Source organism: Nitrosospira sp. CT (assembly GCF_059489795.1).
The window spans coordinates 149,537-175,139 of sequence record NZ_JCAHZJ010000066.1 but is presented as its reverse complement, the minus strand read 5'-3'; the positions used below and the strand labels follow the sequence as shown (position 1 = coordinate 175,139).

Sequence of the window (25,603 nt, the reverse complement as noted above, 5' to 3'; positions counted from 1 at the left end):
ATAGATTCTGGGAGTTACTATAGTTCAGGAAAAAGCAGCACGCATCAATTACGAGATTACTGCACTCGAGGTGCGCTTGATTGGTGTAGATGGAGAGCAGCTAGGTATTGTCCCTCTGGCAGTCGCCAACAATCTGGCGGAAGAAGCGGAGGTGGACTTGGTTGAAATCGCACCTACCGCCAAACCTCCCGTATGCCGCCTGATGGATTACGGGAAATTTCGGTATCAGGAAAGCAAGAAAAAGCACGAAGCCAAGCTCAAACAGAAGCAGATCCAGATAAAGGAAGTCAAGTTTCGTCCCAATACCGACGAGGGTGATTACAACATCAAGCTGCGCAATCTGATCACCTTCCTGGATGAAGGCGATAAAGCAAAAATTACCCTCCGCTTCCGCGGTCGGGAAATGGCGCATCAGGAATTTGGAGTGCGGTTGCTGGAGCGGATAAAAGGCGATCTGGAATCGCATGCGGTAGTGGAGCAATTTCCCAAAATGGAGGGGCGCCAGATGGTGATGGTGTTATCTCCACGAAAGAAAGAAGTAAAGAACTCCAAGGAAGTAAAGACCTCCAACCCAAAGGAAACCAAACCGACGGCTGCCACAGAAAGCCAGCCTGAGCGGCGTTAAACGCACTCATTTTCCACAATTTCAGGTTCATCCGGTACCGGATCTGTACCTGTCCTGTTGGATAGAAATCGGGAGATGCGCGACCGGGATATAGCGTTCAGGATGGGGGCAGGTATGGTGATTTCCCGTCGGTCTGACACAGTTTCATTTCATTGAAAACAAGTGACTCCAGGGTTTAAAGCGTTCCATTCGGGAAACACCTTGTGTCATGTTAAAGCAGGAGCAAAGTAATGCCAAAGATGAAAACAAAGAGTGGTGCGGCGAAACGTTTTACGGTGAGAGCGGGAGGTACCGTGAAGCGTTCGCAGGCATTCAAGCGTCATATTCTTACCAAGAAAACGACGAAAAGCAAGCGCCAGTTGCGGGGTTCCGTGAACGTGCACTTCAGTGATGTGGCGTCTGTACGCGCCATGATGCCGTACGCCTAGGAGGAGACTGATATGCCAAGAGTGAAACGTGGTGTAACAGCTCACGCCCGCCACAAGAAAATACTGGACCTGGCGAAAGGTTATCGGGGTCGCCGCAAGAACGTCTATCGCGTAGCGAAGGAGGCGGTGATGAAGGCGGGGCAATACGCCTATCGCGATCGCCGTCAGAAGAAACGCGAGTTTCGAGCCCTTTGGATCGCCCGCATCAACGCCGCTGCCAGGGAGTGCGGTTTGTCGTACAGTGTGTTCATGAACGGCCTGAAAAAGGCCGAGATCGAAGTTGATCGCAAGGTCCTGGCGGATCTGGCGGTATTCGACAAGCCGGCCTTTGCAAAAATAGCGGAACAGGCCAAGGCCAGTTTGGTCGTTTAGAGGCGTTTTTGCAAGCCCGGCGTGAACTCGGGGCTTCGTTCGCGTTTCCGGGATTAAAAGACTGGGAGGAGGCTAAAGGCAAAAACGCCTGGCCTCCTCTTTTCATATGCAGAGTCCAATTTGATCAAACTTATTTGAATGACTCACCTGGATCATCTTCTTGCTGAAGCAATTGAGCTGTTCAATCGAACAGATGACATGACCGAGCTGGAACAGGTCAAGGCTCGATATCTGGGCCGGCACGGGCGACTGACCGAACTGCTCAAGGGATTGGGCAAGATCCCGCCGGAAGAGCGCCCCGCAGTGGGAAGCCGTATCAATCAGGCGAAGGAGGCGCTGGAGGCAGCGCTGAGCGGTCGCCGTGAGGCGATACAGGAAAAGAAGCTGGAAGAGCAGTTAATAGGGGAAAAGCTGGATGTCACTTTGCCGGGACGTGGAACGGGAATGGGTGGACTCCACCCCATCACGCTCGCGCTCGACCGGATTCAGTCGCTGTTTCATTCCGTCGGATTCACGGTAGCTTCCGGCCCCGAGATCGAAACCGATTTTTATAATTTCACCGCGCTGAATATTCCGGAAAACCATCCCGCCCGTGCCATGCACGATACTTTCTATGTCGATGACGAAAACGGCGGCGCAGGCGAGCACCTATTGCGCACCCACACGTCACCCGTTCAAATACGGTATATGGAAAGCAATCCCCCTCCCCTGAAGGTGATTGCGCCAGGGAGGGTTTACCGTTGCGATTCCGACCTGACGCATACCCCGATGTTTCATCAGGTGGAAGGTTTATGGATTGATGAAAGTGCCAACTTCTCGGCTTTGAAAGGCATCCTGTCTGATTTCATGCAGCATTTTTTCGAGCGCGACGATCTGCCGGTGCGTTTTCGCCCTTCTTTTTTCCCTTTTACCGAGCCTTCAGCCGAAATGGATATCGGTTGTGTAATGTGCAAAACCGGCTGTCGCGTATGCAGCTACACCGGGTGGCTGGAAGTGCTGGGATGTGGAATGGTACATCCCAATGTCTTCAAGCATGTCAACATAGACAGCCAAAAGTATGTCGGCTTTGCTTTTGGTTTAGGCGTCGAGCGTCTGGCGATGCTGAGATATGGGGTAAACGACCTGCGACTGTTCTTCGAAAATGATTTGCGGTTCCTGAAACAGTTCAACTGAACCTCAGATCAGGAATATAAAAAGAAAAAATATAAAAATCCACACGAAAAATAATGCATGGTGACATGCGATGGATTCAGATCCCTTAAAAGTGGCTGTGGAGCAATCTTTGGTCGCAGGGTCAGTGTGTGAGAGTATTTAAAGCCGGAGACAAGACCGGGAAGACGTTCATTTCTCCGCTGAACGGTAAAATTTATGAAATTTTCAGAAAACTGGCTGCGTACTTTTGTAAATCCTCCTTTATCGACGCGTGATCTTGCCCATGCACTGACGATGGCAGGACTGGAAGTCGAGAGCGTCCAGCCGGTTGCGCCGGCCTTTGACAAGGTGGTGGTAGCGGAAGTGTTGTCCGTCCAGAAACATCCCGGTGCGGATCATCTGCAGGTTTGCGAGGTGAGAACCGAAGTAGATAATGCAGGAAATAATGCGCCCCTGCAGATTGTCTGCGGCGCCACTAATGTTCATACCGGTATAAAAGTGCCATGCGCTCTTCCAGGAGCGCAATTGCCGGGTATGTCCATAAAGCAGACCAGGATACGCGGAGTCGAATCCACGGGAATGTTGTGTTCAGCCAAAGAACTGGGATTGGAGGATGCTTCGTCCGGTCTGTTGCTGCTTCCGTCCGATGCGCCAGTTGGAACAGATTTTCGCGCGTATTACGACCTCGAAGACAACCTTCTCGCTCTCAAACTCACGCCGAACCGCGGCGATTGCCTGGGATTATCCGGCATAGCAAGAGAAGTGGGGGCAATTACTTCCCAAAATCTCCAAACTGTCGAAATTAAGCCTGTGCCAGCACAGGCTGCCGAAACCCTGGCAATACATGTGGACGCGGCTGCCGCCTGTCCACTCTATTGTGGTCGGATAGTACGCGGCATTTCTCTTGATGTCGCTACGCCGCAATGGATGGTGCAGCGACTGGAACGCAGCGGGTTGCGCGCTATCAACGCGGTGGTGGACGTGACCAATTATGTCATGCTGGAGACGGGTCAGCCCCTGCACGCTTTTGATCTTGCAAGGATCCGGGGTGGTCTCGCCGGTTCCATCCATATCAGGTTCGCCACACCGGGGGAAAGTATTGAATTGCTGAATGGCGAGAATCTTGTGCTGCAACCCGATATGCTGGTTATCGCAGATGAGGGCAAGCCGCTGGCGCTGGCCGGTATCATGGGTGGGAATGAAAGTGGAGTCACATCTGGGACCATCGACTTGTTTCTGGAGAGCGCTTTTTTCAGCCCCGAGGTTATCGCCGGCAAATCCTTTTCGCTCGGGTTCAGCTCGGATTCGGCCTATCGGTTCGAACGGGGCGTCGATTTTGGCGCCACACGCGCAGCAATGGAGCGCGCAACCAGCCTGATTCTGGATATCTGTGGGGGCCGGGCCGGACCAATTACTGAACTCCGCGGGAGTTTGCCAATGCGTAATCCCATTCGCCTTGATTTGCGGCGAGTCGGACGAGTGTTGGGTGTAGAGCTGGATGAAGGCCACGTGGCAGAACTGTTGCACCGACTGCAGTTCGGTTTCCTGAATACAGACGCGGTATTTTATGTGACGCCTCCAACTTACCGATTCGATCTTGCCATAGAGGAAGACCTGATCGAGGAGTTGGCGCGTATGTACGGATACAACCGTATAGCTGCGACCATGCCGCGAGCGAAACTCGACATACTTCCTGCTCCCGAAACCCGGCGAACACGATCAAGCCTGCGACAAATTCTGGTGGCTCGGGATTACCAGGAAGTCATCAATTATGCTTTCGTCGAAACCTCATGGGAAACGGAGTTGGCGGGTAACAGGACGCCTGTCGCGTTGAAGAACCCTCTGTCCAATCAATTGGCGGTGATGCGCAGCAGCCTTCTGGGGGGACTCATCTCTAATCTCCAGTTCAATCTCAACCGTAAACAATCCAGGATTCGCCTGTTTGAAATCGGTGGTTGTTTCCAGAAAGATGGGCAGACCTACTCGCAACAGGAAAAGCTGGCAGGACTCTGCTATGGAGACGTCGTGGAGGAGCAGTGGGGCTTGCCTGCCCGCCCGGTGGATTTCTATGATGCAAAAGCCGATGTTGAGGCGCTGTTGTGGCCCGGAGAGCTTGGCGCCACTGCCGTGCGTCATCCAGTCCTGCATCCGGGCAAGTCTGCGGAGGTTTTCATAAATGGTCGTATTGGCGGTTTTCTGGGGGAGCTTCACCCCCGCTGGCAGCAGAAACTGGGTCTGACGCAATCCGTCGTTCTATTCGAATTGAACATGGATGTCCTGCTGGCGCGCACGCTGCCAAAGGCTTCCGAAATTTCCAAATATCCCCCGATCCGGCGCGACATCGCCGTGCTCGTGCCGAAGGATGTCAGCGTGCAGGCGATACTGGACAGCATGCGGAGCGAAAAATTACCCATCATTTCTGAAATTGCCCTCTTTGACGTATACCAGGGAAAAGGGGTGGAAGGCGACAAAAAAAGTCTTGCATTCCGTATGTTATTACAAGATACTGAAAAAACTTTAACTGACGCACAAGCTGATCAGGCAGTCACAAAGCTGATAGGTATTCTTGAAAACAGGTTTGGGGCAAGACTGCGCAGTTGACCGGAAGATAGAACACGATGTTTGAGAGTAATAAAAGTGAGAGGGAGACTATGACCTTAACCAAGGCCGAACTGGCGGATTTGCTCTTTGAAAAAGTCGGTTTCAACAAACGCGAAGCCAAGGACATGGTGGAGTCTTTTTACGAAGAAGTTCGCATTGCGCTGCAAAATGGCGACGGGGTCAAGCTATCGGGGTTCGGCAATTTCCAGTTACGCGACAAGCCCCAGCGTCCCGGCCGAAATCCCAAAACAGGTGAAGAAATTCCTATTACTGCCCGCAGGGTAGTTACTTTCCACGCAAGCCAGAAACTGAAGGCGATGGTTGAAAAGAATCAGCATGGCAAAGATAACGCCTGATACCCCGCTTACCCCTATTCCAGCCAAACGCTATTTCACGATTGGCGAAGTAAGCGAATTATGCGGTGTAAAGCCGCATGTATTGCGTTATTGGGAGCAGGAGTTTACGCAACTGAAACCAGTCAAGCGCCGGGGCAATCGGCGCTACTATCAACACCACGAAGTGCTGCTGATTCGCCGCATTCGGGAGTTGCTCTATGAGCAGGGCTTTACCATCCACGGTGCCCGCGCCCGCCTGGGCCAAGGTTTCGTCAATCCCATGCCGGTTGCCTCACTTTCCTCATCTATCGATCTGGCGTCGCTACGGAGCGAGATCCAGGATGTGCTGGGGTTGCTCCGCTCCTGAGCTCTCTCTTTTTTCAATTTCATGGACTGTAAGATGTTGGTAAAGCGCTGGCTGACATTCGACTGATGTCCGTTGAGGACTATCCGCAGGTTTCTAACCTTTCGAGTTTATTGTTATAATTCGCCACGTCGGGGCGTAGCGCAGCCTGGTAGCGTACTTGCATGGGGTGCAAGTGGTCGGAGGTTCAAATCCTCTCGCCCCGACCAGTCAAGCTTATCAACAAGTACTGTCATGCGCAGTGGGGTTGAGCGCATCTATCTTCCCTCCTATAAGCTGAAACGATCACCTGAGGCATGTTCAAATGCGCATACTGCTCAGTAACGACGATGGGTATTTTGCGCCAGGTCTCTCTTGTCTTGCGGAAGCGCTTTCCGCCATTGCGGACGTCGTAGTCGTTGCCCCGGAGCGCGACCGAAGCGGCGCCAGTAATTCGCTTACGCTGGACCGGCCTCTCAGTCTTCGCAAATCTCACAACGGGTTCTATTACGTCAATGGCACGCCGACGGACTGCGTGCATCTGGCGGTTACAGGCATGCTCGACACCCTGCCTGACATGGTCGTATCCGGAATCAACGATGGCGCCAATATGGGGGATGACACCATTTATTCCGGGACGGTAGCGGCGGCTACTGAAGGCTTTTTACTTGGTGTACCTTCCCTTGCCATTTCACTCGCCGGTTTTTCGGCCGGAAATTTTCCTACTGCCGCGCGTGTCGCAACTGAAATAGTGCGTCGCTTTGAAACAGATAAACTTCATGGACCGGTGCTGCTGAACGTTAACGTACCTGATATCCCATACGATGAGTTGCAGGGCCTGGAGGTTACGCGGCTGGGGCGCCGGCATAAAGCGGAACCCGTAGTAAAATATAAAACCCCACGCGGCGAGACAGTATATTGGGTGGGTGCGGCAGGGCCCGCGCAGGATGCCGGAGAGGGGACAGATTTTCTCGCGATTCAGCGCAAGCGCGTGTCGGTGACCCCCTTGCAGATCGACCTCACGCGGTATGGGCAGTTGGACGCGGTAAAGGAATGGCTGAACAGTCACGCTCTTGCCAGCATGCGGAGTTGAAGGCAGATCGGGATTGAAGGTTGACCATTCCGGAATCGGCATGACTTCACAGCGCACGCGGGCGCGCATGGTTGAGCGGCTGCGCACGCAGGGTGTTACGGATGAAGCAGTGCTTGAGGCCATGATTACCGTTCCTCGTCACATCTTTGTGGAGGAAGTACTGGCAAACCGTGCTTACGACGACGTCGCGTTGCCGATCAATTTCGAGCAGACGATTTCGAATCCGTTCACTGTGGCGAGAATGAGCCAATTGCTTCGCGCCGGTTCCAATCCTAGCAAGGTGCTTGAGATTGGTACGGGTTCCGGCTATCAGACTGCGATACTGGCGCAGTTCTCGCGAGAGGTCTATTCGGTCGAGCGAATCGGGCCTCTGCTGACGCGCACTCGCGGACGGTTAGGAGAGCTGCGCATCAACAATGTGCGCCTGAGGCATGCTGACGGTCTGCTTGGCCTTTCCCAGGCGGCGCCGTTTGACGGAATCATTCTCACGGCTGCAACACCACACATACCTCCCGCACTACTTGAACAATTAGCCATTCATGGCAGAATGGTATTTCCCAGGGGAACCAGTGAGCAAGTTTTGTGCGTTATCGAACGCAACTTGCAAGGTTATACTGAGACAATACTAGACGAAGTCAAGTTTGTCCCAATGATACCGGGAATCTGGCAGCGTTAGGAAACCGCAACGATATCGAGCGAGGAAAACGAGACAACAATGAGTGCTACACGAATCAGGTATATGAGTCTGAGCAGTAACCTTTCAGGCCTTGACGAAGATCTTCCTCGCACATTTTTCGCGCAGCGGCATGTTATCCCCTACTGTTTGTCCCTCGCATTATGCTTACTGATTGCCGGTTGTTCATCCACACCTCGTCAGGGGCCAATGAGTAACAAGGCCGTGCCGGACCGGCAAAAAAATGCCGTTTCAACATACTCTCAGCCTCAACGACCTGGCGTGCATATCGTTCGCAAAGGGGATACGCTCTATAGCATTGCGACCAGCAACAATATTAATCCCAGGGATCTGGCAGCGTGGAACAACCTCCCTGATCCAGGTGCAATCCGGATTGGCCAGGAAATCTTTTTATCCCCCGAGGGGCCGGTAGGGGCGCAGCCAACCCTGTTCGCCATTCAGGAGTCCGCCCCATCTTCGTCCGTAGTAGCGCCAGCATCGCCGGCACAAATCAGACAAGACAGTATGTCGATGCCGGAAGCAAGACAACCGGTCCCGGTTGGGAAGCTGAAAACAGAACCAAAAGCACTCAAGTTGCCTTACTCGGAACAGGCCCTTGCACAGGTGAAAAGCCGGGCGGATACAGCTCTGCCGGTAACGGTGGTAAAGGCCGCGCCGGCTATCGAAAAAACTATATCTCCCGAAATCAGTACGATTTCCATCTCTCCGTCGGAAGTTGTCAGAAATAATGCTCATGGCGAATGGGTATGGCCCTCCAAAGGCAGGGTATCCGACCTCTTCTCGGAAAGCACCAAAGGCATCGATATCGTTGGAATGAGAGGACAAGCGGTAACCGCGTCCGCAGGAGGGAAAGTTGTTTATAGCGGTGAGGGTCTGCGCGGGTACGGCAAACTGATCATTATCAAGCATAACGAAACCTATCTCAGCGCTTACGCACATAACAGCAAACTCCTCGTGAAGGAAGGGGAGACGGTGATCAAAGGACAGAAAATTGCTGAGATGGGAAGCACGGACGCTGGTCTTGTCAAGCTTCATTTCGAAATTCGGAAGAATGGCAAGCCGGTCGATCCTCTGAAATATTTACCGGGTATTTCCGGATGAATCGAGGATGAGCTCATGATGAACCAGCAAGAATACACTGACGAGGAAGAACTCTTCGAGAAGGAGGATTCGCTGGAGCAGGATGATGAGATTGCCGATACGCCCTCCAGCGCAGTAACAGACACATCCAGCGACTTTCTATTGACCGATGTTACTCAAATCTATTTCAATGAGATTGGCCATAACGCTCTGCTGACCGCGAAGGAAGAAGGGGAATTGACTCGCCGCGTCAGACAGAACGATTTTGCCGCACGGCAGAAAATGATTGAGTGTAATTTGCGACTGGTGGTCAATATAGCAAAACATTACACTAACCATGGCGTCGCCCTGCTCGATCTGATAGAAGAAGGCAACATGGGAATGATGCACGCCCTTGATAAATTCGATCCCGAACGAGGATTCCGCTTTTCGACCTATGCGACCTGGTGGATACGGCAGAATATCGAGCGTTGCATCATGAATCAGTCGCGAACCATTCGTCTTCCGGTCCATGTCATCAAGGATTTGAACATTATATTGCAGGCTGCCCGCCACCTTGAAGCACATACAGGAAAAGAACCCAAAGCGGAGGATGTTGCCCACCTGCTGGGGCGGAGGGTCAAGGAAGTGCAAAGAATGTTGTCTTTGAACCAGAGCATGATGTCACTGGATGCGCCGCTCGATGTTGATCCATTGCTGTCAATCGGTGACGCAATTGCGGATGACCAGAGCCCCGGTCCCGACCTTATGTGGGAGCAGTCCGAGATAAAAGGTCGGGTACAGGATTGGTTAAACCGGTTAAATGATAAGCAACGCTATATCATCGAGCAGCGCTACGGGCTCAACGGTTATGAAACCCAGACCCTGGAGCAACTGGCCGCAAGTCTCGATCTTACACGCGAACGCGTGCGCCAGATTCAACTGGAAGCGCTGCAAACCTTGCGTATGATACTGAGATGCGAGGGCGTATCGAAGGACGGCGTATTTTGAGGAACCGCTGATCAGATCTTCCGTAGCGCGCGTTGCGCCACTGGGGGATTTATTCAACGATTCTTTAAGTTTTTCAACCTTCTGGAGTCTTCAACCCCGGGCGCTCGACTCTGGTTTGATCGCTGCGGCGACAAACTTTCATTTCACCCATCTCGTTCGGTTTGGACTGTTTAAACTCTTTGGTTTAAACTTTGATTACCGAACTTATGACATTCATGCTTGTCTAAAGTAAAGGATATACTTGAGGCTTGGCTAGGGTTCGGCTTCGTTCCCAAACCATTTCCAAGTAAAGTAAGTAGTAAGTAGTAAGTAAGACTCTAAGTGTAAATCGCGCTTTCGAATATAAATCAGGGCTAACTCCCGACCTCGCCTTTTGCGATGAAATTTTCACTTTCCAAGATATATCACAATCACCGCCATGTCTGAACCACAATTTTTTGCCCCCGATCCGGGGTTGTGTACAGAAGAAGAGATTTCCTATCTAGTTCATACGTTTTATGCAACGGCCAGAAAAGATCCGCTGCTCGGCCCGATCTTCGAAGCTCATGTTACTGACTGGGATGCGCATTTCGTGCAGATGATCAATTTCTGGTCGATGAAACTGCGGGGAACAAGCAGGTTTCGTGGCGCGCCCATGCCTAAGCACGTAGCTCTGCCTGGACTGAAGCCGGAATTATTCGAACGATGGCTTCAACTTTTTCACCAGACCACGAGCGAAATGGAAAATGCCGATTTACAGTTCAATGCGGATATGCTGGCGCGGCATATCGGCAGCAGGCTTTGGCTAAGGTATCAAATGGAGCGCTACCCCAACAGGCAGCTGGTGGAGCTCTGCGGAGCGTAGTCCCTGCTCTGGGAGCCGCTAACGATAGTGCGGTCGTCCTGACGAAATCAGAAGTGGTGATTGAGTTGAAGGGAAATGATGTGTGCGTTCGTGTTGAATGAGCCGCGTACTACCTGAAGCGATGGGTTTGGGAAGGTGGGGCGCTCGATCTCTGCTCCTTTGAAGAACACATGTGAATATCCCACGTCGATCGACGTTCGTTCGCCAAGCTTCTGGTTGAGACCTACCGCTAACCAGAAACGATCGGAGTCCGGCAGACGTACGGATCGATCCCTGGGGTTACGCACAGGGGATTGGTCGTAGGCGAACCCGGCGTGGAGTCGAAGGCGGTCCGTATACTGATATTGCGCCCCAAGACCCACGCGGAAACTGTCTTCGAATCCCAGCCGTTCATTTGCGAGAATAGTGCCGGAAGCACGATTCGTGGCGACAATTGCCGGCACATGGCCCCAGCCCGTCCAGGTCAGGTCTGCAAGCAAGCGCAATCGATCGCTCATCATGTGTGAGATTGCCAACGACGCAGTGTTTGGAAGCTCGAGAGCAACCGAAGCAGGAATGACAGTGCCAGGCGCGCTCAGTCGGCCGTCCACTTTCAAATCCACCGTCGATCTGTAAGTCAGCCCCATGCGCGTGGACGGTGAAAACCGGAACATGACGCCAAGGTTATAGCCAAAGCCTACATCATCCCCTTTCATCTTTGTTTCAACGTCTACCGGAAGGGGCAGCAGGGATGTTGCGGGCACCATGCTGCGCAGATCCGCGTCAAATTTCACGATATTCAAGCCCGCGCCAATCGAGACATCCTCGCTCAACTGCCAGGCAAAGCTCGGATTGAAATTAATCGCCAATATTTCAGAGAATCTTCCCTGGTAACGGCCGATAAAGGTCTTGTTCCATTCCGTGGAGTTGCCAAAGGTGGGGGATACTCCCAATCCGAGGCGGAAGGCAGAACCCAGCGACATGCTCCAGTAAAAAGCGGGAATTGGCGAGAGGCCACCGGCCTGGCCGCCATTGTCGCCCAGGGGATAGCTGAGGAAAGGACTGCTGCCCGTATTCTTGAATCTCAAGGACCGGATGAGCAGGTTGCCCGCTCCGGAAACATGATGCCCGGGAGCAAGGTAGGTCATGCCGGCCGGATTGAAATAAATCGTGGATGCGTCTTGCGCGACAGCCGCCGCACCGGCATAGGCGTAGCCGTTTCCGGCTCCGTTCTGGTTTTGCAGAGCGAATCCTGCCGCGACAGCTCCATCGGCGACGAACATGGTTCCTGTCAACAGCAAAGGCATCAATAGTAATCTGGAGGGTTGCATGACTTGGGCCTGCTGATTTGAGAAGTTCTGTTGCTACCGGTTATCGATGCTTGCACACGTAATCAAGCATAGTCGATATTTCGGTTCTTGTTAAAAATTCTGTCCTGAGCATGCCGAAGGAGCGCATCCTGCAGCCCGGTACCTGGGATATGTAATGACAGGTTCCATGATTTTACTGAAAGTATCGAGGGCTTCGAGCCGCTCCGGGTAAAGCGGAGGCAGCCTTGGGGAGTAACACCATTCATGGAGTCATTGTTGCGATCGAGCAATTTGCTTTCATACCTGACTTGCATGACTTGCTGCACGGGCAGTGCCTGGGTAGGTATTCCTGTTTTCGGATATACTTGCCCTCATAAATATAATTTTCCCTGCAAGTGCATTGCGAAATGGAGCTGAAAACTCTGCCTCCGTTTTTATCCGTATCATCGGCCCTATTTGCGGGAGATGACCAGTATGTCAGGTATCAGGATGCGCTGATCTCTTGTCAAGGTTTCAGAGGAAAGCGCGGCACCGATCAAATTTTTATGTCACCACATGGGAGTGAAAACAATGAGCAATCAAAATACCGGTAGCGCCCCGTATGTTCTGCCACCTTTACCCTATGCAGATAACGCACTGGACCCCGTCATTTCGGCAAATACGCTTGGCTTTCACTACGGGAAACATCACAAGACATATGCCGACAATCTCAACAAGCTGGTTGCAGGTACAGATCTGGCGGATCTGTCTCTGGAGGAGATCATCACTTCCACAGCGGGCAAGGCAGACAAGGTAGGGATTTTCAATAACGCCGCCCAGGTGTGGAACCATACCTTTTATTGGAACAGTTTGTCCCCCAAGGGCGGTGGCGAGCCACCCGCCTCGCTGAAGCAAAAAATCGAGACTGCTTTCGGCAGCGTGGAGGTGTGCAAAAAGGAACTGGCGACGGCAGCCACAACCCAGTTCGGAAGCGGATGGGCATGGCTGGTAAACGATGGCGACAGGCTGCAGGTGATAAAGACGGGTAACGCAGATCTGCCGCTCACAAAAGGAATGAAGCCACTTTTAACGATCGACGTCTGGGAACACGCCTACTATCTTGATTACCAGAACCGGCGCGCGGATTATGTCAATGCCGTGCTCGACAAGCTGATCAACTGGGGCTTTGCCGCTGACAACGATAAATAATACCGCGACCTGCTGATGTGACGATACCAATTTCAGAACAAGTCGAAATTATCAAGCGTGGTTGCAGCGAGCTTTTGCTGGAAGACGAACTGGAGCAGAAGCTTGCCCTGAATCGTCCACTCAGAATCAAGGCTGGATTCGACCCTACAGCGCCGGACTTGCATCTGGGTCATACCGTTCTGCTGAATAAAATGCGCCATTTACAGGATTTAGGGCATCACGCCCTATTCCTGATTGGCGACTTCACAGGCATGATCGGCGATCCTAGTGGCAAGAATACGACGCGTCCTCCACTTTCCCGCGAGCAGGTAGCCGAGAATGCGAAATCCTACCAGGATCAGGTGTTCCGCATCCTTAAACGTGAGCAGACCGAGGTGGTGTTCAATTCTGCATGGATGGATAAGCTGAATGCCGTCGATCTGATCAAACTGGCTGCAACTCATACGGTCGCACGTATGCTGGAGCGGGATGATTTTGGCAAGCGTTACCAAAGCAACAAGCCCATTGCCATCCATGAATTTTTATACCCGCTGATTCAAGGCTATGATTCGGTCGCGCTCCACGCGGACATCGAACTGGGAGGCACCGACCAGAAATTCAATTTGCTGATGGGACGGGAGTTGCAGAAGCACTTCGGGCAAGCGCCGCAATGTGTTATCACAATGCCGCTTCTCGAAGGGCTGGACGGCGTCAATAAAATGTCCAAGTCCGCCGGCAACTACATCGGAATCACCGAAAGTCCGGGGAACATGTTCGGCAAGTTGATGTCTATTTCCGACGAATTGATGTGGCGATATATCGAGTTGTTGTCGTTCGAGCCGTTGAGCGTCGTTCGCCAGTGGCAGCAGGATGTAAGGAACGGACGCAATCCTCGCGACCTCAAGGTAACGTTTGCGCAGGAGATCGTTGCCCGCTTTCATAGCAGGCGAGATGCCGAAGCCGCTCTCGCAGATTTTGAATCGCGCTTCAGGCAGGGAGGGGTCCCGGATGATTTGCCGGAAAAGATACTGCAGGCCGGGAAAGAGGGACTGCCGATCGCGCAGTTGCTCAAACAGACCGGACTCACCGCCAGCACCACTGAAGCCTTGCGCATGATCGAGCAAGGGGGTGTAAAGTTAAATGGCGAAAAGGTGAGCGACAAAACTTTCAGGTTGTCCCGTGGTCAAATGGTGGTAGTGCAGGTGGGCAAGCGGAAGTTTGCCAAAGTAACAATCTGCGAAGAAAAATAAAAATTATCAAAAAACCCTTGACCGGGTATCTTGCGTCTGTATAATGCCGCCTTTCGCGTGATCCAGCAAGGTGGTGTAAAATCGAATGGCGAGAAAGTAAGCGACAAAACTTTTAAGCTGCCTTGTGGTCAGATGGTGATAGTGCAGGTAGGCAAGCGGAAGTTTGCCAGAGTAAGAATCTCCGAAGAAAAATAAAAAATTTATCAAAAACCCTTGACCGGGTATCTGGCGTCTGTATAATGCCGCCTTCGCTAGCTAACATTAGTAACAAAGTTTGTTAGCCAGCATCGCTCTTTAAAAATTTACAGCCGATAGGTGTGGGCACTTGAACGGGACATACGACTGTTTCGCCTTTCAGGCGAAACAGTCAGTTCCAAGAATCGAAGTGCTCGCACAACGTATCAAGATTCTGATCATCCCGATCACTCGGGAGAAACGGAATCGAATAACGTCAAGCGAGAGTTTTACCAGCATTGAACTGAAGAGTTTGATCCTGGCTCAGATTGAACGCTGGCGGCATGCTTTACACATGCAAGTCGAACGGCAGCACGGGGGCAACCCTGGTGGCGAGTGGCGAACGGGTGAGTAATGCATCGGAACGTATCCTTAAGTGGGGGATAACGCACCGAAAGGTGTGCTAATACCGCATAATCTCTGAGGAGAAAAGCAGGGGATCGCAAGACCTTGCGCTTTTGGAGCGGCCGATGTCTGATTAGCTAGTTGGTGAGGTAAAGGCTTACCAAGGCGTCGATCAGTAGCTGGTCTGAGAGGACGACCAGCCACACTGGGACTGAGACACGGCCCAGACTCCTACGGGAGGCAGCAGTGGGGAATTTTGGACAATGGGGGAAACCCTGATCCAGCCATGCCGCGTGAGTGAAGAAGGCCTTCGGGTTGTAAAGCTCTTTCAGCCGGAACGAAACGGTCACGGTTAATACCCGTGACTACTGACGGTACCGGAAGAAGAAGCACCGGCTAACTACGTGCCAGCAGCCGCGGTAATACGTAGGGTGCGAGCGTTAATCGGAATTACTGGGCGTAAAGCGTGCGCAGGCGGTTTTGTAAGTCAGATGTGAAATCCCCGGGCTTAACCTGGGAACTGCGTTTGAAACTACAAGGCTAGAGTGTGGCAGAGGGGGGTGGAATTCCACGTGTAGCAGTGAAATGCGTAGAGATGTGGAGGAACACCGATGGCGAAGGCAGCCCCCTGGGTTAACACTGACGCTCAGGCACGAAAGCGTGGGGAGCAAACAGGATTAGATACCCTGGTAGTCCACGCCCTAAACGATGTCAACTAGTTGTCGGGTCTTAACGGACTTGGTAACGCAGCTAACGCGTGAAGTTGACCGCCTGGGGAGTACGGTCGCAAGATTAAAACTCAAAGGAATTGACGGGGACCCGCACAAGCGGTGGATTATGTGGATTAATTCGATGCAACGCGAAAAACCTTACCTACCCTTGACATGTGCCGAAGTCCGCCGAGAGGTGGATGTGCCCGAAAGGGAACGGCAACACAGGTGCTGCATGGCTGTCGTCAGCTCGTGTCGTGAGATGTTGGGTTAAGTCCCGCAACGAGCGCAACCCTTGTCATTAATTGCCATCATTCAGTTGGGCACTTTAATGAAACTGCCGGTGACAAACCGGAGGAAGGTGGGGATGACGTCAAGTCCTCATGGCCCTTATGGGTAGGGCTTCACACGTAATACAATGGCGCGTACAGAGGGTTGCCAACCCGCGAGGGGGAGCTAATCTCAGAAAGCGCGTCGTAGTCCGGATCGGAGTCTGCAACTCGACTCCGTGAAGTCGGAATCGCTAGTAATCGCGGATCAGCATGTCGCGGTGAATACGTTCCCGGGTCTTGTACACACCGCCCGTCACACCATGGGAGTGGGTTCCACCAGAAGCAGGTAGTCTAACCGCAAGGAGGGCGCCTGCCACGGTGAGATTCATGACTGGGGTGAAGTCGTAACAAGGTAGCCGTAGGGGAACCTGCGGCTGGATCACCTCCTTTCTAGAGAAATTCCCGTTTGAGTGCCCACAACCTATCGGTTGTTTAGAAAAGCAAGGCTAGGGGGATAAGGAAATAGGCTTGAGAATCACAAAAGGCCATCTCTTTGTTTCCAGGCTCTGTTCAGGGTCTGTAGCTCAGTTGGTTAGAGCACACGCTTGATAAGCGTGGGGTCGGTGGTTCAAGTCCACCCAGACCCACCAACTAAAAGGGGGTGTAGCTCAGATGGGAGAGCACCTGCTTTGCAAGCAGGGGGTCATCGGTTCGATCCCGTTCACCTCCACCAATCAGAAAAGCAATTACCTATTAGAAGCCAGAAGTAAACGGAAAGGTTTACTTCTGGTTTTTAACCAGCGGCTGTATTTCGGGAGCATTCAGGTTTTCAAGGTTGTTTTATTCAACCCTGAATTCTTGTATTCGGTTCCCGACGTTCTTTAACAATCTGGAAGAAGTAAATATTCCGTATCTATGGATACGCTACCCTTAACTGGATTGCGTTTTTCAAGGAGCGGAATAATGGGTTAGATTGTATCGACGTATCGCATTTTTAGTCGGATGCGATGCGAAGCAAACACCTGTAACCACTGGTTTGGAAGATGAAAAGGAGTCTGTTTTTCAACGACATCCGATTTGGCTTCTAAAGCCCTTAAGGTTATAGGATCAAGCGAATAAGTGCATGTGGTGGATGCCTTGGCGATTACAGGCGATGAAGGACGTGGAAGCCTGCGAAAAGCTTCGGGGAGCTGGCAAACAAGCTTTGATCCGGAGATGTCCGAATGGGGAAACCCGGCCCGCAAGGGTCAACCTTGGCTGAATATATAGGCCAAGCGTGGCGAACCTGGTGAACTGAAACATCTAAGTAACCAGAGGAAAAGAAATCAACCGAGATTCCCAGAGTAGTGGCGAGCGAAATGGGAGCAGCCTCCAATTTTTAGCACTCGAACTAGTCGAACCGTCTGGAAAGTCGGACCATAGTGGGTGATAGCCCCGTAGGCGAAAGTTTGAGTGTGGAACTAGGATTGGAACAAGTAGGGCGGGACACGTGAAATCCTGTCTGAATATGGGGGGACCATCCTCCAAGGCTAAATACTCGTAATCGACCGATAGTGAACCAGTACCGTGAGGGAAAGGCGAAAAGAACCCCGGGAGGGGAGTGAAATAGATCCTGAAACCGCATGCATACAAACAGTGGGAGCGGACTTGTTCCGTGACTGCGTACCTTTTGTATAATGGGTCAGCGACTTACATTCAGTAGCGAGCTTAACCGTATAGGGGAGGCATAGCGAAAGCGAGTCTTAATAGGGCGATCAGTTGCTGGGTGTAGACCCGAAACCAGATGATCTACTCATGGCCAGGATGAAGCGGGGGTAACACCTCGTGGAGGTCCGAACCCACTAATGTTGAAAAATTAGGGGATGAGCTGTGGGTAGGGGTGAAAGGCTAAACAAATCTGGAAATAGCTGGTTCTCTCCGAAAACTATTTAGGTAGTGCCTCACGTATCACCTTCGGGGGTAGAGCACTGTTATGGCTAGGGGGCCGTTTAGGCCTACCAAACCATGGCAAACTCCGAATACCGAAGAGTGCGAGCGTGGGAGACAGACATCGGGTGCTAACGTCCGGTGTCGAGAGGGAAACAACCCAGACCCTCAGCTAAGGTCCCAAAGACACAGTTAAGTGGCAAACGAAGTGGGAAGGCTAAAACAGTCAGGAGGTTGGCTTAGAAGCAGCCATCCTTTAAAGAAAGCGTAATAGCTCACTGATCGAGTCGTCCTGCGCGGAAGATGTAACGGGGCTCAAACTGTGCACCGAAGCTAGGGATCTACACGCAAGTGTAGATGGTAGGAGAGCGTTCCGTAGGCCTGCGAAGGTGGCTTGAGAAGGCTGCTGGAGGTATCGGAAGTGCGAATGCTGACATGAGTAGCGATAAAGGGAGTGAAAGGCTCCCTCGCCGTAAGCCCAAGGTTTCCTGCGCAACGTTCATCGGCGCAGGGTGAGTCGGCCCCTAAGGTGAGGCAGAAATGCGTAGCTGATGGGAAACTGGTTAATATTCCAGTACCTTTGTTCAATGCGATGTGGGGACGGAGAAGGTTAGCTCGGCCGGGTGTTGGATGTCCCGGTTGAAGCGTGTAGACGTGCTGCTTAGGCAAATCCGGGCGGCTTAGTTGAGGCGTGATAACGAAACACCCTTCGGGGTGCCAAGTGAGTGATACCCTGCTTCCAGGAAAAGCCACTAAGCTTCAGTTGAATGAAGACCGTACCGCAAACCGACACAGGTGGGCGGGATGAAAATTCCAAGGCGCTTGAGAGAACTCAGGAGAAGGAACTCGGCAAATTGACACCGTAACTTCGGGATAAGGTGTGCCCTCGGTACGTGTAGCGCCTCGCGCGTGAAGCGGAAGGGGGTTGCAAAAAAATGGTGGCTGCGACTGTTTAATAAAAACACAGCACTCTGCAAACACGAAAGTGGACGTATAGAGTGTGACGCCTGCCCGGTGCCGGAAGGTTAAGTGATGGGGTGCAAGCTCTTGATCGAAGCCCCGGTAAACGGCGGCCGTAACTATAACGGTCCTAAGGTAGCGAAATTCCTTGTCGGGTAAGTTCCGACCTGCACGAATGGCGTAACGATGGCCACACTGTCTCCTCCTGAGACTCAGCGAAGTTGAAATGTTTGTGAAGATGCAATCTCCCCGCGGCTAGACGGAAAGACCCCGTGCACCTTTACTGTAGCTTTACATTGGACCTTGACAACATCTGTGTAGGATAGGTGGGAGGCATTGAAGTGGGCTCGCTAGAGCTCATGGAGCCAACCTTGAAATACCACCCTGGTGTTGTTGGGGTTCTAACCTAGGTCCATTATCTGGATCGGGGACCGTGTATGGTAGGCAGTTTGACTGGGGCGGTCTCCTCCCAAAGTGTAACGGAGGAGTACGAAGGTACGCTAGGTACGGTCGGAAATCGTGCTGATAGTGCAATGGCAAAAGCGTGCTTGACTGCGAGACTGACAAGTCGAGCAGATGCGAAAGCAGGTCATAGTGATCCGGTGGTTCTGTATGGAAGGGCCATCGCTCAACGGATAAAAGGTACGCCGGGGATAACAGGCTGATTCCTCCCAAGAGTTCATATCGACGGGGGAGTTTGGCACCTCGATGTCGGCTCATCACATCCTGGGGCTGTAGCCGGTCCCAAGGGTATGGCTGTTCGCCATTTAAAGTGGTACGTGAGCTGGGTTTAAAACGTCGTGAGACAGTTTGGTCCCTATCTGCCGTGGGCGTTGGAAGTTTGAGAGGACCTGCTCCTAGTACGAGAGGACCGGAGTGGACGCACCTCTGGTGTACCGGTTATGACGCCAGTCGTATCGCCGGGTAGCTAAGTGTGGAAGAGATAACCGCTGAAAGCATCTAAGCGGGAAACTCGCCTCAAGATGAGACTTCCCGGGGGTTAAACCCCCCTAAAGGTTCGTCGAAGACTACGACGTTGATAGGTCGGGTGTGGAAGCGCAGTAATGCGTTAAGCTAACCGATACTAATTGACCGTGCGGCTTGATCCTATAACCTTAAGCAATAACAAGGTGTTTATAAGATACAATCGTCCCATTTACTTCTTCAAGATTGCGGTTTTCGATAAAAGCCAGAGCTGCCTACTGCTTTTGTCGAATGCCACTAAAAGTTACGCTTGGCGGTCATAGCACTTTGGACCCACCCCTTCCCATCCCGAACAGGGTCGTGAAACGAAGTCGCGCCGATGATAGTGTGTTTTCACATGCGAAAGTAGGTCACTGCCAGGCACCTTATAGAAAAAAGCCCCGACTCTTGCGAGTCGGGGCTTTTTTGTTGGTGTGTCGGAATCAGCGTATTCTTGCATGTGCAAGTTTCCCCGTCGAATTTCAGCATTCCATGACAAGGAGATCATCAGGCGAGAATATCATCATGAAACCACAGTGTTTTTTATTCCACCGATTTTTATCCCTGTTACTGGTGCTGGTGATCAGCTTCACAGCGGGACGTGTCGCCGCGCAGTCAGAGAATGAATCCTACCGGACAACGATAGGCAGTGATGGCGTGCAACACGTGAACATTCTGGCGGGCGACTATTTTTTCCGACCCAGGCACATCATCGTCAAAGTCAACACGCCTGTCATGCTTGTGGTTCGAGTAGAACAGAGCGTCATCCCTCACGGCTTGATGCTCAAGGCTTCCAAAGCGAATATCTCGATCGATGAGGATCTCAGCCGCGAGTCCCAAACATTCACTTTTACCCCGACCGCGCCAGGTAAATATGCTTTCTATTGTCCAAAGAAGCTGCTCTTTTTCAAGAGCCACAGGGAGCACGGGATGGAGGGGGTTCTGGAGGTTGTTGAGTAGCCGGGCGTGGATTGCGGCTTGTCCTCATGCGCTTGCCCCTCATAGGGCTCCCGCACGAACTCCTGTTCCCTCTTGTTCCAGGAAATAACACAAGAATACGGGACAAACCTGCCAGCCTGTCAGTGTATCTGCGCCGGAAAGAGATCGAAACGGGAAGGTTTGATGAAAACCTGATCGCCTCGCGTCAGCTGCAGTTCGCGAAAGCGCTCCCTGCTGATTTCGACTTCGATCAATTCCTTATCTTTGCCGTCATTGCGCATCAGCTCGAGGCGAACTATCGGGCCAACCGAGAGAATGTGGGATACATGCGCGGCAATTCCTCCCTCCCCATTCAAGGCATTGTCCACCTTCTCCACATGGATGTCGTGGGGGCGCACATAGGCCACTGCTGAGATTTCCTCGGCTTCAGTATGCTCCGGTGCATCGATTTCGATTCCCCCTATCCAGGCGCGACCGCGATGCAGCCGCCCGTGGAAAATATTCACCTTGCCCAGGAATTTGTACACGAACGGGCTCGCTGGATGCTCGTATACCTCATCCGGCGTACCGATCTGCTCGATTCGGCCTTCGTTCATGACTACAACCCGATCCGCGACCTCCAATGCTTCTTCCTGATCATGGGTGACGAACACACTGGTAACATGCATCTCATCATGGAGTCTTCTAAGCCATGAGCGCAATTCCTTGCGCACCTTGGCATCAAGCGCGCCGAATGGCTCGTCGAGCAGCAGAACCTTGGGTTTCACAGCCAAGGCCCGTGCCAGGGCGATTCTCTGGCGCTGGCCGCCGGAGAGTTGATGCGGGTAGCGGTCTGCCAGCCAGTCCAGTTGCACCAGTTTCAGCAACTCATGTACGCGCTGCCGAATCTCTGCTTCGGAAGGCCGAAATCTTTTCGGACGTACACGCAGGCCGAAGGCTACGTTTTCGAAAATAGTCATGTTCCGGAACAGGGCGTAGTGCTGGAATACAAAGCCAACCTGTCGCTCACGTACGTGCTGATCCGTTGCGTCTTCGCCCTGGAACAGGACCTGGCCGGTATCCGCTGCTTCCAGTCCCGCAATGACACGCAGCAGGGTTGTTTTCCCTGACCCTGAAGGGCCGAGCAGTGCGAGCAGTTCACCGGATTTTACTTCCAGGCTGACGTCGCGCAGCGCGGAAAAAGTCCCGAATTGTTTGGAAAGATTACGCATCTCTATGCTCATTCCTGTATTCCTGCGGTTACCGGTTTTTTTCCGGTTTTTGATTCAACGATAGTCTTCAATGCCAATGTGATCAGGGCAAGCAGTGCCAGCAGCGACGCCACGGCAAAGGCGGCCGCGAAGTTATATTCGTTATAAAGAATCTCGACATGCAGCGGCAAGGTATTGGTGCTCCCCCGGATATGCCCGGATACCACCGATACCGCACCAAACTCTCCCATTGCGCGCGCATTACAAAGGATGACGCCATAAAGCAGGCCCCATTTAATGTTGGGAAGCGTTACCCGGGAGAATATCTGCCAGCCGTTCGCCCCGAGTACCACGGCCGCCTCTTCCTCTTCGGTCCCCTGGGATTGCATCAGGGGAATCAGTTCGCGTGCGATAAAGGGAACCGTAACGAATAGGGTCGCCAGTACGATGCCGGGCACGGCAAAGATGATCTTGATGTCGTGTTCCGCCAGCCAGGGGCCTAGCCACCCCTGCAAGCCGAAAATAAGCACATAGATGAGCCCGGAGACGACAGGCGAAACCGAAAAAGGCAGATCGATGAGCGTGACAAGCAGGTTTTTGCCGCGAAACTCAAACTTGGCAACCGCCCATGCTGCCGCTACGCCGAATACCAGATTAAGCGGAACCGCAATGGCGGCGGCAGTCAGGGTAAGCTGAATGGCAGACACCGCATCCGGCTCCGTAATGGCGGAGACGTAAACATCCCAGCCTTTCCTGAGCGCCTCGTAGAAAACCGATATCAGCGGCACGAAGAGAAAGAGCGCCAGAAAGGCCAGGGCAAGCCCGATCAGGGACCACCGCACCCACACGGATTCCTCGATGGGCCGCACGCGACCTGAAGTGACGGGCAACGGAAGAGCGATAGCAGTCATCAGGATATCCTCATGCTCATACTGACGATGAACTCCGGCTGCGGCTCCACCATTGCAGCAGGTTGATGATCAGGAGCAACACGAAAGAAATCACGAGCATGACCACGGCCAGCGCCGTAGCGCCTGCATAGTCGTACTGCTCAAGCTTGGTAATGATCAGGAGCGGCGTGATTTCGGAAATCATCGGCATGTTCCCCGCAATAAAAATAACGGACCCGTATTCCCCGATCGCACGGGCAAAGGCAAGCGCAAAGCCGGTTATCAGTGCCGGAAAAATGACAGGGAAAATGACTCGCAGGAATGTCTGCAAGCGGCTTGCGCCGAGTGTAGCAGCTGCTTCTTCCAGTTCGGGCTCGAGGTCTTCCAGCACAGGTTGCACCGTTCGCACTACAAAGGGTAATCCGATAAACGTCAGCGCCACGAAGACCCCTGCCGGTGTAAAGGCGATCCTGAGGCCAAGCGGCTCCAGATACTGGCCGATCCACCCATTCCCCGCATAGAGCGCTGTCAGGGCAATACCGGCTACCGCGGTTGGCAGGGCAAATGGAAGGTCTACCAGGGCATCGATCAGCTTCTTTCCGGGAAAAGAGTAGCGCACCAGCACCCACGCGACCAGGAGCCCGAATATTGCATTGAGCAGCGCCGCAGCAAACGAGGCGCCAAATGTCAACCGGTAAGAAGCCAGCACCCTTGGTGTCGTCACCATATCCCAGAATTCGGGCAAGGTGAGCTCTGCCGTGCGAATAAATGCCGCCGAGATTGGAATCAGAACAATCAGGCTCAGATAAAGCAACGTGAATCCAAGCGCCAGATTGAATCCGGGCAGAACGCTGTGTTGTCTGAACGTGCCCATTTCAGATTCCCGCCGCATCAATATAGTATTGAAGCGTCCTGACGCGCCCGCGGGAAGCCTCCGCGCTTCCGTACTCTGTTGCCGTAGCAGGCAGGAGCACGTCAAACTCAATCGCCTGCGCCGGGAGGCCGAGAAAACGCCCCTGGAGAAGATCTGCGCCTGCGCGAACAGCTCCTGTCAATTGCCGCGCTGTTTCGATCTCACGGAACAAAACCTGCGCGCCAAAGTGATGAATGGCGTCCACCAGCGGTCCTGCCTCGCCCAGCCTTTGAAGAACCGAGGCCTCCAACCGTACCATGTCCGGATACAGCGGATACAGGCTGGCAAGTTCCGCTACCCAATCGTCGCCAGCATCGTTGTGATTGATCGCTATGCGATAGCCGTGCGAGCGGTAATTGCTGATCACGTGTTTGAGCAACTTCCAGTTGCGGTTCACCTCAGCCGGAATTTCGATTACCACCCGGGAAGTCTCCACGTCGATGATGTCGAGGATTCTTTTGAACGCTCGGCCATGATCATCCTTCACGGCTTCAAGAAGGCGTGGCTGCACGGTGACAAAAAGATTGGCGTCATGCGAGCTCCCGCTGAAGTAGTTAAGCACGTGCACTGCGCGGCACAGCCGGTCAAAACGTACCAATGGGGCGTCTCCTTCCCCGAGAGAGAGGACTTTCCAGGGTGATAATGGATTTTCCTCATTCATGACAGAACGGATATAAGCCGCATGTCCTGCCACACTGCGTATTTTTGCATCGAATACCGGCTGAAATACGCTTGACAGCGAGCAGTTGAAAAAATGTCCCATGATGAAACCATTCTCCGCTCGCGTCACCGCATAATCGGTTGCTTCCTGGATGCGCGCCAATTCATCCTTTTTCTGTGATGAAGAAATGCTCACTTTCCATCTCCTTTCAAAATTTCCCGGACGTCAATTCCTGGACATCAGCAGGGTGTTTTTCCGGTTTTCAGTGCAGGCAGTACAGTTTGTGTTGTTATTTCTGATAAATCTGATCAAAAGTGCCGCCATCGACAAAATGAAGCTTGTGTGCATTCTTCCAGCTACCAAACGCATCGTCGATCGTGAACAGCTTGATGTCGGGAAACTGGCTTGCATATTTCGCCGCAATTGCGGCATTGGTGGGGCGATAGAAATTCTTCGCGGCAATCTCCTGGCCTGTGTCGGAATAGAGATATTGGAGATAGGCTTCCGCGACGGGACGCGTACCCTTCTTGTCGACGACCTTGTCTACCACCGCGACCGACGGCTCGGCAAGAATGCTGATGGATGGTGCGACAATTTCAAATTTGTCGGGTCCGAGCTCTCTGATGGCGAGGAATGCTTCGTTTTCCCAGGAAATGAAGACATCACCGATACCGCGCTCCACAAACGTCGTGGTCGAGCCGCGCGCGCCCGAGTCCAGCACAGGTACATTTCGGTAGAGCTTCGCTATGAACTCCTTCGCCCTGGCGTCGTCGCCGTACGTTCGCTTGCCGTATTCCCACGCGGCGAGGTAATTCCAGCGGGCACCCCCCGAGGTTTTCGGATTGGGGGTGATTACGGCTACGCCGGGCTTGACCAGGTCGTCCCAGTCCTTGATGTTCCTGGGATTGCCCTTCCGGACCAGCAGTACGATGGTCGAGGTGTAAGGCGTGCTGTTGTGCGACAAGCGCTTTTGCCAGTCCGCCGGCAACAGGTTGGCTTTTTCCGCGATTTCATCGATGTCCTTCGCCAGGGCAAGCGTCACGACATCAGCATCAAGCCCATCGATGACAGAGCGCGCCTGCTTCCCGGAGCCGCCATGGGACTGTTTTACGGCTACTTTTTCTCCCGTCTTGCCCTCCCAATGCTTCGCGAATGCCGAATTGAACTGCTGATACAGCTCGCGGGTCGGGTCATAGGACACATTCAATAATGTTTTATCTCCCCATGCATTACCTCCCACCAGGAGGATTGCGGCAAGGCTAGTCGTTATCCATGTTTTCATTTTCGTACTCTTCCTTCAGGCAAAGTGAAGCCAATAAGTGAAATCAATAAGTGTC

At 52.8% G+C, this 25,603-nt stretch carries 21 protein-coding genes, 3 tRNA genes and 3 rRNA genes; 21 read left to right on the top strand and 6 right to left on the bottom strand.

Annotation, left to right across the window (positions count from 1 at the left end):
• Positions 1–4: 4 nt before the first annotated feature.
• The 13 genes from infC to AC52W5_RS12210 all read left to right on the top strand — a co-directional run bounded on the left by infC (position 5) and on the right by AC52W5_RS12210 (position 10,557).
• The gene (gene infC / locus AC52W5_RS12270; protein WP_442604570.1) at positions 5–625 is read left to right on the top strand and encodes a translation initiation factor IF-3; all 621 of its coding nucleotides are present in this window, start codon (positions 5–7) and stop codon (positions 623–625) included.
• Positions 626–855: 230 nt separating this feature from the next.
• On the top strand, positions 856–1,053 hold the full coding sequence (gene rpmI, locus AC52W5_RS12265) for a 50S ribosomal protein L35 (RefSeq protein ID WP_011379851.1): 198 nt from the start codon (positions 856–858) through the stop codon (positions 1,051–1,053).
• A gap of 12 nt (positions 1,054–1,065) precedes the next feature.
• A complete protein-coding gene (gene rplT, locus AC52W5_RS12260; protein WP_495671194.1) occupies positions 1,066–1,425 on the top strand; it encodes a 50S ribosomal protein L20 in 360 nt (119 codons plus the stop codon).
• Between the two features lie 138 nt (positions 1,426–1,563).
• Positions 1,564–2,598: a phenylalanine--tRNA ligase subunit alpha gene (pheS, locus tag AC52W5_RS12255; protein WP_495671193.1), complete on the top strand. Its 1,035-nt coding sequence runs from the start codon at positions 1,564–1,566 to the stop codon at positions 2,596–2,598.
• Positions 2,599–2,793: 195 nt separating this feature from the next.
• Positions 2,794–5,178 carry a phenylalanine--tRNA ligase subunit beta gene (pheT, locus tag AC52W5_RS12250; protein ID WP_495671192.1) on the top strand — a complete coding sequence of 795 codons (2,385 nt, stop codon included), beginning with the start codon at positions 2,794–2,796 and terminating at the stop codon, positions 5,176–5,178.
• 50 nt (positions 5,179–5,228) lie between these two features.
• Complete coding sequence (locus AC52W5_RS12245) at positions 5,229–5,534, top strand: integration host factor subunit alpha (RefSeq protein ID WP_011379855.1); 306 nt, start codon at positions 5,229–5,231, stop codon at positions 5,532–5,534.
• On the top strand, positions 5,515–5,880 hold the full coding sequence (locus tag AC52W5_RS12240) for a MerR family transcriptional regulator (RefSeq protein WP_107760865.1): 366 nt from the start codon (positions 5,515–5,517) through the stop codon (positions 5,878–5,880). Before AC52W5_RS12245 ends, AC52W5_RS12240 begins: the two co-directional genes overlap by 20 nt.
• Positions 5,881–6,009: 129 nt before the next feature.
• Positions 6,010–6,086, top strand: a tRNA-Pro gene (locus AC52W5_RS12235).
• Positions 6,087–6,181: 95 nt separating this feature from the next.
• Complete coding sequence (gene surE, locus AC52W5_RS12230) at positions 6,182–6,949, top strand: 5'/3'-nucleotidase SurE (RefSeq protein WP_074972424.1); 768 nt, start codon at positions 6,182–6,184, stop codon at positions 6,947–6,949.
• 13 nt (positions 6,950–6,962) lie between these two features.
• Positions 6,963–7,625, top strand: coding sequence for a protein-L-isoaspartate(D-aspartate) O-methyltransferase (locus AC52W5_RS12225; RefSeq protein WP_495671191.1), 663 nt, complete (start codon positions 6,963–6,965; stop codon positions 7,623–7,625).
• Between the two features lie 207 nt (positions 7,626–7,832).
• Positions 7,833–8,744 (top strand): peptidoglycan DD-metalloendopeptidase family protein, encoded by a 912-nt coding sequence (locus tag AC52W5_RS12220; RefSeq protein ID WP_495671190.1) that lies wholly within the window; start codon positions 7,833–7,835, stop codon positions 8,742–8,744.
• Positions 8,745–8,759: 15 nt separating this feature from the next.
• Entirely contained in the window at positions 8,760–9,713 is a 954-nt protein-coding gene (gene rpoS / locus AC52W5_RS12215) for an RNA polymerase sigma factor RpoS (protein WP_143104256.1), read from the top strand.
• Between the two features lie 418 nt (positions 9,714–10,131).
• The gene (locus AC52W5_RS12210; RefSeq protein ID WP_074972422.1) at positions 10,132–10,557 is read left to right on the top strand and encodes a group III truncated hemoglobin; all 426 of its coding nucleotides are present in this window, start codon (positions 10,132–10,134) and stop codon (positions 10,555–10,557) included.
• 47 nt (positions 10,558–10,604) lie between these two features.
• On the opposite strand, the gene AC52W5_RS12205 is transcribed toward AC52W5_RS12210, so the two are convergent.
• On the bottom strand, positions 10,605–11,867 hold the full coding sequence (locus AC52W5_RS12205) for an OmpP1/FadL family transporter (protein WP_495671189.1): 1,263 nt from the start codon (positions 11,865–11,867) through the stop codon (positions 10,605–10,607).
• Between the two features lie 549 nt (positions 11,868–12,416).
• Here AC52W5_RS12205 and AC52W5_RS12200 point away from each other — a divergent pair.
• From AC52W5_RS12200 to AC52W5_RS12165, 8 genes are all read left to right on the top strand, one after another.
• Positions 12,417–13,034, top strand: a complete 618-nt coding sequence (locus AC52W5_RS12200; protein WP_495671188.1) for a superoxide dismutase — start codon at positions 12,417–12,419, stop codon at positions 13,032–13,034.
• A gap of 17 nt (positions 13,035–13,051) precedes the next feature.
• The gene (tyrS, locus tag AC52W5_RS12195) at positions 13,052–14,263 is read left to right on the top strand and encodes a tyrosine--tRNA ligase (RefSeq protein ID WP_495671187.1); all 1,212 of its coding nucleotides are present in this window, start codon (positions 13,052–13,054) and stop codon (positions 14,261–14,263) included.
• A 475-nt stretch (positions 14,264–14,738) separates the two neighbouring features.
• Positions 14,739–16,274 (top strand): 16S ribosomal RNA (locus AC52W5_RS12190).
• 123 nt (positions 16,275–16,397) lie between these two features.
• A tRNA-Ile gene (locus AC52W5_RS12185) sits at positions 16,398–16,474 on the top strand.
• Positions 16,475–16,481: 7 nt separating this feature from the next.
• Positions 16,482–16,557: transfer RNA gene (locus AC52W5_RS12180), tRNA-Ala, on the top strand.
• Positions 16,558–16,929: 372 nt separating this feature from the next.
• Positions 16,930–19,819, top strand: a 23S ribosomal RNA gene (locus AC52W5_RS12175).
• Positions 19,820–19,943: 124 nt separating this feature from the next.
• Positions 19,944–20,056 (top strand): 5S ribosomal RNA (gene rrf, locus AC52W5_RS12170).
• Together the 16S, 23S and 5S rRNA genes with 2 tRNA genes alongside form the textbook arrangement of a ribosomal RNA operon.
• 142 nt (positions 20,057–20,198) lie before the next feature.
• Entirely contained in the window at positions 20,199–20,633 is a 435-nt protein-coding gene (locus AC52W5_RS12165) for a quinol oxidase (RefSeq protein WP_495671186.1), read from the top strand.
• A 119-nt stretch (positions 20,634–20,752) separates the two neighbouring features.
• Here AC52W5_RS12165 and AC52W5_RS12160 read toward each other — a convergent pair whose 3' ends face one another.
• The 5 genes from AC52W5_RS12160 to AC52W5_RS12140 all read right to left on the bottom strand — a co-directional run bounded on the left by AC52W5_RS12160 (position 20,753) and on the right by AC52W5_RS12140 (position 25,548).
• The gene (locus tag AC52W5_RS12160) at positions 20,753–21,835 is read right to left on the bottom strand and encodes a sulfate/molybdate ABC transporter ATP-binding protein (protein ID WP_495671185.1); all 1,083 of its coding nucleotides are present in this window, start codon (positions 21,833–21,835) and stop codon (positions 20,753–20,755) included.
• The gene (gene cysW / locus AC52W5_RS12155) at positions 21,832–22,713 is read right to left on the bottom strand and encodes a sulfate ABC transporter permease subunit CysW (RefSeq protein ID WP_495671184.1); all 882 of its coding nucleotides are present in this window, start codon (positions 22,711–22,713) and stop codon (positions 21,832–21,834) included. Before cysW ends, AC52W5_RS12160 begins: the two co-directional genes overlap by 4 nt.
• A 16-nt stretch (positions 22,714–22,729) precedes the next feature.
• Entirely contained in the window at positions 22,730–23,566 is an 837-nt protein-coding gene (gene cysT, locus AC52W5_RS12150; RefSeq protein WP_495671183.1) for a sulfate ABC transporter permease subunit CysT, read from the bottom strand.
• A gap of 1 nt (position 23,567) precedes the next feature.
• Positions 23,568–24,461 carry an EAL domain-containing protein gene (locus tag AC52W5_RS12145; protein WP_495671182.1) on the bottom strand — a complete coding sequence of 298 codons (894 nt, stop codon included), beginning with the start codon at positions 24,459–24,461 and terminating at the stop codon, positions 23,568–23,570.
• Between the two features lie 94 nt (positions 24,462–24,555).
• Positions 24,556–25,548, bottom strand: a complete 993-nt coding sequence (locus AC52W5_RS12140) for a sulfate ABC transporter substrate-binding protein (RefSeq protein ID WP_495671181.1) — start codon at positions 25,546–25,548, stop codon at positions 24,556–24,558.
• Between the last annotated feature and the right edge of the window lie 55 nt (positions 25,549–25,603).